General features: G+C 34.8%; 13 protein-coding genes. All 13 read left to right on the top strand.

Going from position 1 to position 12,230, the window contains the following annotated elements:
* The first annotated feature begins 199 nt into the window (after positions 1-199).
* On the top strand, positions 200-1,096 hold the full coding sequence (locus ACZQCL_RS01945) for a 5'-nucleotidase (RefSeq protein ID WP_227994212.1): 897 nt from the start codon (positions 200-202) through the stop codon (positions 1,094-1,096).
* Positions 1,097-1,474: a transcription antitermination factor NusB gene (nusB, locus tag ACZQCL_RS01940; RefSeq protein WP_118115436.1), complete on the top strand. Its 378-nt coding sequence runs from the start codon at positions 1,097-1,099 to the stop codon at positions 1,472-1,474.
* Positions 1,471-2,802 (top strand): exodeoxyribonuclease VII large subunit, encoded by a 1,332-nt coding sequence (xseA, locus tag ACZQCL_RS01935; RefSeq protein WP_331865610.1) that lies wholly within the window; start codon positions 1,471-1,473, stop codon positions 2,800-2,802. Before nusB ends, xseA begins: the two co-directional genes overlap by 4 nt.
* Before the next feature lies 1 nt (position 2,803).
* Complete coding sequence (gene xseB, locus ACZQCL_RS01930; protein ID WP_117572533.1) at positions 2,804-3,013, top strand: exodeoxyribonuclease VII small subunit; 210 nt, start codon at positions 2,804-2,806, stop codon at positions 3,011-3,013.
* A complete protein-coding gene (locus ACZQCL_RS01925; protein WP_443668659.1) occupies positions 3,000-3,848 on the top strand; it encodes a polyprenyl synthetase family protein in 849 nt (282 codons plus the stop codon). Before xseB ends, ACZQCL_RS01925 begins: the two co-directional genes overlap by 14 nt.
* 88 nt (positions 3,849-3,936) lie before the next feature.
* Positions 3,937-5,799, top strand: coding sequence for a 1-deoxy-D-xylulose-5-phosphate synthase (gene dxs, locus ACZQCL_RS01920; RefSeq protein WP_443668660.1), 1,863 nt, complete (start codon positions 3,937-3,939; stop codon positions 5,797-5,799).
* A complete protein-coding gene (locus tag ACZQCL_RS01915; protein ID WP_337532888.1) occupies positions 5,792-6,523 on the top strand; it encodes a TlyA family RNA methyltransferase in 732 nt (243 codons plus the stop codon). The genes dxs and ACZQCL_RS01915 overlap by 8 nt, the downstream gene beginning before the upstream one ends.
* 104 nt (positions 6,524-6,627) lie before the next feature.
* Positions 6,628-8,262: a DNA repair protein RecN gene (gene recN, locus ACZQCL_RS01910; protein ID WP_419007894.1), complete on the top strand. Its 1,635-nt coding sequence runs from the start codon at positions 6,628-6,630 to the stop codon at positions 8,260-8,262.
* Positions 8,255-9,424: a DNA polymerase IV gene (gene dinB / locus ACZQCL_RS01905; RefSeq protein ID WP_482481726.1), complete on the top strand. Its 1,170-nt coding sequence runs from the start codon at positions 8,255-8,257 to the stop codon at positions 9,422-9,424. The genes recN and dinB overlap by 8 nt, the downstream gene beginning before the upstream one ends.
* Entirely contained in the window at positions 9,421-10,074 is a 654-nt protein-coding gene (locus ACZQCL_RS01900) for a tRNA1(Val) (adenine(37)-N6)-methyltransferase (RefSeq protein WP_333672210.1), read from the top strand. Before dinB ends, ACZQCL_RS01900 begins: the two co-directional genes overlap by 4 nt.
* Positions 10,075-10,093: 19 nt before the next feature.
* Positions 10,094-10,996, top strand: a complete 903-nt coding sequence (locus ACZQCL_RS01895; protein WP_482481724.1) for a tyrosine-type recombinase/integrase — start codon at positions 10,094-10,096, stop codon at positions 10,994-10,996.
* Positions 10,997-10,999: 3 nt separating this feature from the next.
* Positions 11,000-11,833, top strand: a complete 834-nt coding sequence (locus ACZQCL_RS01890) for an Mrp/NBP35 family ATP-binding protein (RefSeq protein WP_118115418.1) — start codon at positions 11,000-11,002, stop codon at positions 11,831-11,833.
* A gap of 71 nt (positions 11,834-11,904) precedes the next feature.
* A partial coding sequence (locus tag ACZQCL_RS01885; protein ID WP_482481722.1) for a YgjP-like metallopeptidase domain-containing protein occupies positions 11,905-12,230 on the top strand: 326 nt, incomplete at its 3' end.

Here is a 12,230-nt window from a genome sequence, read left to right as displayed (position 1 = left end):
AGGACAATAAATTGACTTTATCAATTCCTGTAAAAGTGAACCACAAATCAAATGTAAGTGATGTTTGTTTAAATCTACAAAACAAGATCTTTGAAAGTATTTCTTATATGACAGACTTTAAACCTGAAGCGATTGAAATTCAGGTGACTGGATTTATTTTTTAAGGAAATCTTTCGAAGGTTTCCTTTTTTTCAATTTTATGAGTGTATCTTTTGAAAATTATCTTGTGGTAGGTATTAGTTCAAGAGCTTTATTTAACTTAGAAAAAGAAAATGAGGTTTTTGAAAAAGAAGGATTAGACGCCTATCGTGACTATCAAATTGTTCACGAAAATGATGTGTTAAGTCCGGGTAGTGGTTTTGCGTTAGTTAAAAACTTATTAAACATCAATAAACTCGCGAATCGAAAACTTGTTGAAGTTATTGTGATGTCAAGAAACAGTGCGGATACGTCTTTGCGTATCATTCACTCACTAGAGCATTATGATATGGACATTGGTCGAATGGTTTTGAGTGGTGGAGAAGACATTAGTCGTTATTTATCGGCGTTTGGTGTCGATTTATTCTTATCGTGTAATGAAAATGATGTATCCAATGCGATTCATGCAGGCTTTGCGGCCGGTATGATTTATGCCAGAGATACTAAATATAGTTTTCCTGATAATCAGATTCGTATCGCCTTTGATGCGGATGCCGTATTATTTTCGGCTGAATCGGAAAAGATCTATCAGGAACATGGTTTAGAAGCATTCAATGAAAATGAGATTCTAAACCAGGATGTTGCCTTACAAAAAGGTCCAATGGCTTCTTTATTAAAGAGTTTATCTTGGCTTCAAAATGAAACTAAAGATTTAAATGTATTAAGAACAGCGATTGTGACAGCACGAAACAAAGATACGGGTGTTCGTGTAATAAAAACTTTAAGAGCATGGAATATTGTCGTAGATGAAGTATTCTTTATGCAAGGAGCTAAAAAAGCGGATGTATTAGCTTGTTTTGGTGCCAATATATTTTTTGATGATCAAGACGTGCATGCAGGGCCTGCAAGTGATGTAGTACCAAGTGCGCGCGTACCATATAAAGAAGGAGAAATGTAGATGAATAGACATGAACAACGTGTAGTTGCGATGCAAAGTGTGTATCAACACTTATTATTAGGAAAGGATATTCGTAAATGTGTATTTGATGTAATGAAAGGTTCAAATGACATTGATGGATATTTATATAGTTTAACAATGGGAACTGTTGAAAACAAAGAAGCTTTTGAACAAAAAATCAATGAATTATTACGCGATGACTGGGATTTTGATCGTTTAAGTATGTTAGAACAAGCCATTCTTTTAATTTCTTTCCAGGAAATCTTGGCAAACGATACACCGAAAGCTGTTGTAATCAACGAAGCGATTACTTTGGCTAAAAAGTATTGCGATGATAATTCTTATAAATTATTAAATGGAGTTCTTGACCAGCTATGAGAAACGAAATGGTTGTAAGTATTTCTAGTGTTATTGCTCGCATTAAAAATGTTTTAACACAAACTATGGATCTAGATGGCATTTGGATTCAGGGTGAAATCAGCAACCTGACAAAACACAGATCGGGACATTATTATTTTTCTTTGAAAGATAAAAGTGGAGAAATGAGTTGTGTTATGTTTTCAAGTTATGTATCACGTTTAAACTTCAATGTAGAAGAAGGCATGCGCGTTTTAGTTTCAGGAAGCATTAATGTCTATGAACAAAGGGGCAGTCTTCAGCTTGTGATTCGTCAAATGAAGCAAGATGGTTTAGGTGATTTATATCTTGAATTTGAAAAAAGAAAACAAGATCTTTTAAGGGCTGGCTATTTTGATGAAAGTCATAAAAAGGCTAAACCTGACTATATTGAAAATATTGGTGTTGTAACTGGAGCACAGGCTGCTGCCTTACAAGATGTATTATCAACCATTCAAAGGCGTTGGCCGATGATGAAGGTCACTTTGTATCCAAGTTTAGTGCAAGGTAGTTTTGCACCTAAAAGTTTGATTCAATCCTTGAAAGAGGCTGATACACATAATCATGATGCCTTATTGATTGTTCGTGGTGGAGGAAGCTTTGAAGATTTATTCTGTTTTAATGATGTCCAGCTTGTAAAGACGATTTACAGTTTAAATACATATATTGTCAGTGGTGTAGGTCATGAAGTGGATACAACATTATGTGATCTTGTCTGTGATCATCGAAGTGTAACCCCTACAGCAGCTGCACAATGGGTGACTTTGGATCAATATGAAGTGATGACTCAAATTTTGAAGGATAGAGAATTGTTGAGGCAAAACATGTCTATGATTTTAAATCACAACAAGTTAAAACTGGATTCGTATAAGAATCATCCGTATTTAAAGGATCCAAAATCTTTTATTATAGAAAAACAATTAAAACTAGATGGCTACAATACACAAATTGAACATGCACTAGAGCTAGAGCTGCAAAAGAAAAATGTCATCAAGAATTATACACAACAGATGCATTTGCGTATGATGAATATAGTAAAGGTACAAGAAAATAAACTTTCTATGGTGCCTGAAAAACTAAGATCGAATATGCAAGTTTTACTACAAAATTCTAGACATTCTTTACAAAAAAATTGTGCTTTATTGGATGCCTATTCACCTTTAAAGGTACTTTCTCGTGGTTATAGTATCTCAAAGATTGAAGATAAAGTTATTAAGCATGTCAAAGATGTCGCAAGGGATGATATAATGGTGACAAGAGTAAATGATGGTGTGATCACTTCATGTGTTGTATCCACTAAGGAGGAATAAAATGGCCGCTAAACAAATGAAATTTCAAGAGGCGATGAAGCGATTGGATGAAATCGTGGCTTTGTTAAATAATAATGAATTGGAGCTTGAAGAGGCCATGTCATTATTTGAGGAAGGCTTGAAATTGAGTGCGCAATGCGAAAAACAATTAAAAAAATTTGAAACAAAAATGGATCAGTTGATGGAGGTGAATCAAGATGATGGTGAATAAAGAATTTGAAGATTATTTATTGATGCGAGTACATGAAAATGATGATAGTCGTACAAAAGATGCGATGGCCTATTCATTGATGAATGGGGGTAAGCGTGTACGTCCTACTTTGTTGTTTTCCGTACTAGAAGGCTATGGAATGGATGCAAGAGTTGGGTATCCATGTGCTTGTGCCATTGAAATGATTCATACATATTCATTGGTTCATGATGATCTTCCAGCTATGGATAATGATGATTTACGTCGTGGTAAACCAAGTTGTCATAAAGCTTATGATGAGGCAACTGCCATTCTTGCAGGCGATGGACTATTGACGAAGGCATTTGAAGTTGCATTGGACAGCGAATGTAGTGCTGAACAAAAAGTAGCTTTAGTAAAGGCTCTTTCTTGGTATGCCGGGATTGATGGTATGATTTATGGACAAACTTTAGATTTACAGTCTGAAAATGATCCAAATCCAACACTTGCACTTTTACAGGAAATTGATCACTACAAGACTAGCAAATTATTAACATTACCATTGGTTTGTGGATGTATCTTAGCAAATAAATTCGATGATGTGGAACACTTCCGTAAGATTGGTCTTGTGTTAGGTCTTGAATTCCAAATGCAGGATGATATTTTGGATGTTACGGGTAGTGAAGAAGTGGTTGGAAAGTCATTGAGTGATGAAGATAATCATAAAGTCACAGCTGTATCTTTATTAGGGCTTCAAGGTGCTAAAGATATGGTTGCTAGCTATGATGAAACGATTCGTAAAGAACTAGGTTTTGTGAGTTGTGATGTGACTTCGCTGGCAAAAGTATTGGATACTTTATTAAAGCGTACATATTAATATATGGAATTTCTTTGAAAAAAGGGGTATATTAATAATAGCTAAAACTAGTCTTTAGCGGACTAGTTTTTTTAACGAGGGTTATAAAATGAGAAAGATTAGTCAAGTGTATGACATTGAGTCACCTAGTCAAATCAAAGATATGTCAATTGATGAGCTTACACAATTGTGCAGCGATATTCGAACCTTTTTAATCGAGTCGATTTCGAAAACAGGTGGACATTTATCGAGTAATCTTGGGATTGTCGAAGTCACAGTTGCGATGCACTATGTCTTTGATTCACCAAAAGATAAAATGATTTTTGATGTAGGTCACCAATGTTACACACATAAAATATTAACAGGAAGATCCACTCAATTTGCGACATTACGTAAAAAGGGTGGGCTTTCAGGATATCAAAAGCGAAGTGAAAGTAAGTATGACTGTTGGGAAGCAGGACACTCTTCTACTTCTTTATCTGCCGCATTGGGCTATGCGATTGCACGTGATTTAATGCATGATGATTATCAAGTTGTTGCCGTAATTGGAGATGGCTCATTAACGGGCGGTATGGCACTAGAGGCTTTAAATGATATTGGTTCTAAACAGAAGAAGATGGTCATCATCTTTAATGATAATAATATGTCGATTTCTAAAAATTATAGTGGTGTTGAAAAACGAATTACAGATATTCGTGCTTCTCACTTATATATCGATTTAAAACATGATGTAAAAAACAACTTAAAATCCAATAAATTAGGAACTAACGTATTGAATACATTGTCACATTTCCGTGATAAGATCAAAGATGAAGTGATCGATGCTCCATTATTTAAAGAGTTTAACTTAGATTATATGGGACCTGTCGATGGCCATGATATTACTAGTTTGATCAAAGTTTTTCAGGCTGCCAAAGAACATGATGGCCCCATTGTTGTACATGTCCTAACGCAAAAAGGAAAAGGCTATAAATTTGCGGAACAAGATAAAGTAGGTAAGTGGCATGGAGTCAGTCCGTTTGATGTCGTAACGGGAAAATCTTTGAGTTTACTTCCACCTAATGAAATTTCCTGGTCACAAGTGATCTCAAATACGGTTATGGATCTGGCGGAAAAAGATAAGAGTATTGTCGCAATCACACCCGCTATGGCGCAGGGTAGTAAATTATTAGAATTTCAAAAACGTTATCCAGATCGTTTTTTTGATTGTGGAATAGCAGAGCAGCATGCCGTTACAATGGCTTGTGCTATGGCTTTAGGTGGATTAAAACCATTTGTGAGTATTTATTCGTCTTTCCTTCAAAGAGCTTATGATCAAGTCAACCACGACATGGCAAGAATGCATGTGCCTGTTGTGCTTGGAATTGATCGTTGTGGCTTAGTTGGAGATGATGGTGAAACGCATCAAGGTGTGTTTGATATTGCGATGCTTAGAAGTATTCCAAATCTTGTCTTATCTCAGCCAAAAGATGCCAAAGAAGCACAGAATATGATTTATACGGCCTTTGCCTCTAAGAAACCATTTTGTGTACGTTATCCTAGAGGAAATGTGAGATACGCAAAAAACAAGTCGTATTCATTGATTCCAATTGGTACTTGGGAAAAATTTGTGGTTGGAACACCAACGCAAATTGTGATCACATATGGACCGGATGTGGATCATGTGATCAATAAGGCAAGAGAAAATCAGATTGGCTTACTTGTTGTCAATGCACGTTTCTTTAAACCGATCGATGAAGTTATGATGAAAGATTTATTAAAATTAAATCTTCCTATTACGGTTTATGAAACGGATATTAAGAAGGGCGGCTTATCGAGTGCTATTTTAGAATATATGAATACATTGGATGAAAAAATTCATGTATTAGGTATTGGCGATCACTATGTATGTCATGGTTCGATTCGATCTTTACGTATTCAAGAAGGTATTAGCACAGAATGTTTATTTGAGGAATTAGAAAAACATGGATAAGATTCGTTTAGATAAAGCTTTACTCAATCAGATATCGTCTCGTGCAAAAGCACAGGATATGATTAAAGAAGGTAAAATCAGTGTCAATGGAAAAGTCATCACAAAGGCTAGTTTTTTAGTTGGCGATGAAGATGATATTGTCGTAACACATACTGAGGATGAATTTGTTTCTCGTGGTGCCTTTAAACTAAAGGGTTGTTTAGATAAGTACAATGTGAATATTCAAAATCAGGTTGTATTAGATATTGGTGCGAGTACAGGTGGATTTACGGATGTATGTCTTCGATATGGAGCTAAAAAAGTATATGCCTTAGATGTAGGTCATCTTCAACTTGCCAAAGAATTAGATCAAGATTGTCGTGTAATCAAAATGGAAGGGCACAACGCTCGTGAAATTGTACCAGAATGGTTTGATGAATCGATTGATTTTATGTGCATGGATGTTAGTTTTATATCTTGTAAGACTATATTGGAACATGTATTACGTGTTTTATCCATTCGCCATATTGCGATACTTGTAAAACCACAATTTGAGTGTGGTCCTACTGCTTTGAATAAGCATGGCGTTCTAAAGAATTCTAAGCTTGCCTTACAGATTGTTGAAGATGTAAAATCTTTTCTATTTCAATATTATAGAAGCGTTGAAGCGATGCCAAGCATTCTAGAAGGAAGAAGTGGCAATCAGGAATATATGGTGTATGCCAAAGATTTAAGAATATCTTAATGTGAAGATATTCTTATTTTTTTGTTTTCTCGTTCACATGGATTATAATCGTTTATTTTCATTTGGATTTAAGTTAAAATAGTAAGTAGACTTGAGGTGGTTTTGTGATTGAACAATTGTCAGTAAAAGATTATGTATTATTCAAATCTTGTATCATAGACTTTACAGATGGAATGAGTGTGATTACCGGAGAAACAGGTGCTGGTAAATCATTATTAATTGATGCGATTGGCTATTTGAGTGGGAATCGTATTAAATCGAATGTGATTCGTAATGGAAAAGACAAGGCAATCTTATCGATGGTTTTAACATCGAATGATAGAGTCAATGCGATCTTAGAAGAGAATGGCTTTGAGGTTGATGATCAAGTGATTATTTCGCGTACGATTTTAAATAATAATAAGAGTACCGTACGCATCAATCAACAGATCACGACACTATCTTTTGTGCGTAAGATTGTCAATCTATTGGTCGATATTCATTCGCAAATGGATACGTATCGTTTAATGGACACATCTGTTCAAATGGAATTGTTGGATAGTTATGCGAAGACTATGGGTTTAAAAGCTTCTGTAAAGGAAGCGTATGTGAAGTATTCAAATGTCTTACATGAATTAGAAACATTAAAAAACGAAGAATTTTCGGATGCCGAATTGGAATTTTTAACGGCACAGCTGGATGAAATTGAGAATGCGAATATTCAAGAAGATGAATTGGATGCATTAAATGATCAGATTCACGCGGCAACCAGCTGGTATAAAAATTCAGAGGATCTTTCGTCTTGTCTATATGAAATTGATAAAGAAAATGGAGCGTTAGATTCTTTATATACTTTATATAAACAAGCTTCAAAATCACCCATCTTAAATGACTATGAAGAATCATTTAAAAATTTATATTATTCTTTACAAAGTGTGGATGAAGAATTAAAGCATATGCGTGATACACATTCTAATGATTCTTTAGATTTGGATAGTCTGCAAAGTCGTCAATATTTGATCAAGAAATTATATCGTAAATATGGTGGTTCATATACGAGTTTAATGGAGTCTAAAAAGAGTATCACAGATAAGATCGATCGAATTATTCATCGTCAGGATGTGTTTGATAAATTAGAGAAAGAAAAAGAAGAATCGTTTACGGCGTATATGAAGTTGGCAAATGCATTGTCATTAAAAAGAAAAGAAGTCTTTTCTCAACTCGAATCAAAAGTAATGGAACATTGTAAAGACTTGATGTTAGAAAATGCTCGCTTTATGATTTCTTGTATGGAAAAGAAACCTTCAAGCAATGGAATTGATGACATTGAATTTCTAGTTTCTATGAATCCAGGACAGGATTTTTCAAGTTTAAGTGCTTCTGCATCTGGAGGAGAACTTTCAAGATTGATGTTGGCATTAAAAGTGGTGTTCCAAGCAACGAACGGCATCGAAACCATCATCTTTGATGAAATTGACACGGGTGTGAGTGGTAAAGTTGCCTTAGCTATGGGTGCTAAGATGAAGGCTTTATCCAAAAATTACCAAGTTTTATGTATTACCCACTTGGCAAGTGTTGCCGTCTATGCCAATACGCATTATTTGGTCAATAAAAAAGCATCTGCAAGTGAAACCATCACAAGTGTACAAGAACTTGATCAAGACAAAACGATTCAAGAATTAGCTATAATGACGAGTGGTGAAGCGAGTCAAAAAGCGAAAGAATCGATGCAAGATCTATGGGTGAAGATTCATGGCTAGAGTCATATTACATATTGATTTAAATGCCTTTTTTGCAAGTTGTGAAGAAATAAAGAATCCGGATTTAAAAGAGTTTCCAGTTGCGGTAGGTTCCACTTCAAAGCGAGGCGTGATTTCAACTGCAAACTATGAAGCCAGAAAATATGGTGTGCATAGTGCGATGCCTGTTTATGAGGCTTTGCGTCTATGTCCAGATTTAGTATTGATCCAAGGTGATTATGGCTACTATCGTTCCATGTCAGCTCAGTTTTTTGCGTATTTAAAAACATTTACCCATCAAATTGAACCGGCGAGTATAGATGAGTGTTACATGGATGTAACGGATATTATTAAGCGTTATAAAAGGCCTTTGGATCTTGTGTTTGAAATTCAAAATGGTGTTTATGAAAAGTGTCATTTGAATTGTTCGATTGGTGTTGCGCCCAATCGTTTTCTTGCGAAAATGGCGAGTGACATGCGTAAGCCCAAAGGAATCACGGTTTTAAGAAAGTCGGAGCTTTCAACAAAACTATGGCCTTTAAAGATCCATGAAATGAATGGCATTGGTAAAAAAAGCGTGCCTATTTTAAATGAAATGGGTATTTATACAATTGGTGATTTTGCGGATGAAAAGAATGAACAAAAGATCATACATAGACTAGGAAAATCGTCTTATTCTTTGATTCAAAAGGCAAGAGGGAATTCGAGTGCGACTCTATGTTATTCAACTACACAAAAGAGTATTTCGATTTCTAGAACATATTCCAACGATCTATATTCAATTGATGAAGTGAATAGTTGTCTTGAAAATATCGTTCGAGAACTAACGCATAAGATGCAGCAAGAAAACCAAAAAGGAAAACTTGTTACGTTAACTTTCCGAGATACAGTGTTTCATAATGTGTGTCACAGTATGAATCTAAGTCAGTATGCGAATACGTATCCTATGATTTTTGGGGCTTGCAGGCAATTGTTAGAAGAATATTTTGAACCCATTGGCTATCGCTATATTGGTGTACATATTGGGTCTTTAAAAGATGCCAAACAGATTGTAGAACAGATTGATTTATTTGAAACTCCACAAGAAAATACGGATTTTATATTGAATCGTCTGAATGAAAAAATGGATAGTAAATGTTTTATAAAGGCGAGTGATTTATTGAAGAAGGAGGATGCCAGTTGAGTTTAACTTTAGATTATTTTATGGATGAAAACTTGAAGTTATATCAAGATAAAGAGCATTTTCGTTTTAATACGGATACAAAACTTTTAGCTAAATTTGTGCATTTAAAAAAGCAGGAGCGCATTTTAGATATTGGTACCAATAACGCGGCTTTACTCGTTTATTTTGATCAGTTTAATGTCAAAGAACTTGTGGGTGTTGAAATATTAGAAGAGACTAGTAAGGTTGCTCAAAAGAATGCGGATATGTTTATCAAGCATCCCGTAAAAATTGTCAATCAGCCAATACAAAGGTATGAAGATGATTTGTTTGATGTGATTGTTTCCAATCCGCCATATTTTAAAATGGATGCCAATCAGCTACCGGAACAATTGAATTTTCGTCATTTAGGGAGAATGGAAGAGAATTTGACTTTGGAACAATTGGTCTTCCATGCGAATCGATTATTGAAGAGTTATGGGCGCTTTTATATGGTGCATCGTCCGAATCGTTTAAATGAGATCAATAAAGTTTTGTATGCGAATCACTTTAGTATTCGTAACTTGCAGTTCGCATATGATCATCGTGACAACCAAGTAAAATCGGTATTAATTGAAGCAGTTAAAGAATCAAGTTGTGACATGAAGGTATTAGAACCAATTTATATTTGATTTGTGTTATAATATTTTTATGGAATTAAAAGATGCATTAGAGGATTATCGCTTATATTTGAATGTTCTACAAAGAAAATCAAAGAAAACGCAACAATCGTATCTTCATGATATTGAGGCGTATTTAAATTTCTTAGGTAAAAGAAATATTTTGTTGTGCGAAAACATTTCAATTTTGGATATCGAAGACTTTTTAGATGTCTATGCCGAAGATCACATTGCCTCGAGTGTCAATCGTATGATTGCGAGTATTCATTCTTTTCATTTGCAGATATCGATTGCGCATCCTGAAATCAAAGATGTGTCTTTATTAATTCATGGGATGAAATCATCTAAACATCTGCCTGTCTATTTGTCGGTGGATGAGGTAAAAAAAGTTTTTTCATCTTTTCAAGACAATCAGATCGACCAATATAATAAAACGATATTAGTTGTATTATATTCTTGTGGTTTGCGTGTAAGTGAGCTTTGTGAGTTAAAATTGAATGATGTACATTTGGCGGAAGGTATCTTAAAGGTCAAAGGTAAAGGGGACAAGGAACGTGTGATTCCGATATCTTCGTATTGTATTTCACAGATGAAATATTATTTAGATTCCATTCGTAGTGTTTGGGATGTAAAGAATGTTTCGTATTTTTTTGTGAATCGTTTAGGCCGTCGTTGTACTCGGCAATATGTGCATTTAATGATCAAAAATAAAGTGAATGAACTAAATTTGAATCCTAAAATCTCAGCACATAGTTTCAGACATTCATTTGCGACACATCTTTTAGATGGGGATGCGGATCTTAGAATCGTGCAGGAGTTGTTGGGACATTCAAACATTCAAACGACGCAGATCTATACACATATTCAAGATCAGCGTTTAACAAGTGTATATGATCGTTGTTTTCAAAAAATAGAAAAACCAAAGGAGGAGTAGTATATGTCATGTGAAGGTTGTCCTTCTCAAGGAAAATGTGGTAAGAACAGTGAAACATGTGGAATTCAATCGAATCCAGATAACCACATCAAAAATATTATCACTGTAATGTCTGGTAAAGGTGGTGTTGGTAAATCCACAGTTACAGTCATGTTGGCTAAGGCAATGGCTAAAAAAGGTTTAAAAGTAGGTATTATGGATGCCGATATTACGGGTCCTAGTATTCCTAGACTTTTAGCTTTGACAAACCAGCATGCGTATGGAAATGAAAAGCAGCAATTGATTCCAATTGAATCCAAAGAAGGTATTAAAGTGATGTCTTTAAACTTCTTGGTACAATCTGAATCGGATCCAGTAATTTGGCGTGGTCCCGTCATTGGTGGGGTTGTTAAACAATTCTATACAGATGTTGTTTGGGGTGATTTGGATGTCTTATTGATTGATATGCCTCCTGGAACTGGTGATGTTGCCCTAACAATTATGCAGTCCATTCCAGTGCAAGGTGTTGTGATGGTATCTACACCTCAGCCAATGGTAAGTATGATTGTAGAAAAAGCTTGTCACATGTGTGAGAAGATGGAAGTCAAAGTTCTTGGTATCATTGAAAATATGGCATATTTGGAATGTCCAAATTGTCATGAAAGAATTGAATTCTACAAGAAGGAAGATGTGGAAACATTGTGTAATTCAACTTGTACAAAATTATATGGAACACTTCCTATGTTGGATTTAATTCGTGATATCAATGAATATGATGCATATTCTAAGGAACAACAAGAAAAAGTAGATGCGTATGTAAGTGATATTGCGACTGAAGTCTTAGAAGATATTGCCTAATGGAGTATGTACTTCATCGAAAATCCAATTGTAAAAAAATAAAAATACGTGTAGTCAAAGGAGTCGTTCAGGTGAGCGCTCCTTTCTATGTTTCTAAAAGGGAAATTGATGATTTTGTCAAAGAACAAGAAACTTGGATCAAAAATCAATTAAGCAAGTATACTGTTTCAAAAGAAAATGACAAGATTCCTTTATTGGGTAACGAATATAGATTACATTATATTGATCAACGAAAGTGTTATGTTGAAGATTATGATTTATATTTGTATCCAGATACAAAGTTGATTCAACTATTTTTGAAGCAGAATGCCAAAAAGTATATTGATCTTCGCTTTGAATTCTTTTGCGAACAATTACACATACAGGATATTTCTTTACAATATGGCTTTTATAAAAG

Source organism: Holdemanella sp. (assembly GCF_056804935.1).
Note: the sequence above shows the minus strand (reverse complement) of the source record. Positions and strands in the feature narration are given on the sequence as shown.

Coding starts and splice junctions, on each gene's coding strand:
- ACZQCL_RS01945 (WP_227994212.1), top strand. CDS start 200: ATGAGTGTATCTTTTGAAAATTATCTTGTGGTAGGTATTAGTTCAAGA.
- nusB (WP_118115436.1), top strand. CDS start 1,097: ATGAATAGACATGAACAACGTGTAGTTGCGATGCAAAGTGTGTATCAA.
- xseA (WP_331865610.1), top strand. CDS start 1,471: ATGAGAAACGAAATGGTTGTAAGTATTTCTAGTGTTATTGCTCGCATT.
- xseB (WP_117572533.1), top strand. CDS start 2,804: ATGGCCGCTAAACAAATGAAATTTCAAGAGGCGATGAAGCGATTGGAT.
- ACZQCL_RS01925 (WP_443668659.1), top strand. CDS start 3,000: ATGATGGTGAATAAAGAATTTGAAGATTATTTATTGATGCGAGTACAT.
- dxs (WP_443668660.1), top strand. CDS start 3,937: ATGAGAAAGATTAGTCAAGTGTATGACATTGAGTCACCTAGTCAAATC.
- ACZQCL_RS01915 (WP_337532888.1), top strand. CDS start 5,792: ATGGATAAGATTCGTTTAGATAAAGCTTTACTCAATCAGATATCGTCT.
- dinB (WP_482481726.1), top strand. CDS start 8,255: ATGGCTAGAGTCATATTACATATTGATTTAAATGCCTTTTTTGCAAGT.
- ACZQCL_RS01895 (WP_482481724.1), top strand. CDS start 10,094: ATGGAATTAAAAGATGCATTAGAGGATTATCGCTTATATTTGAATGTT.
- ACZQCL_RS01890 (WP_118115418.1), top strand. CDS start 11,000: ATGTCATGTGAAGGTTGTCCTTCTCAAGGAAAATGTGGTAAGAACAGT.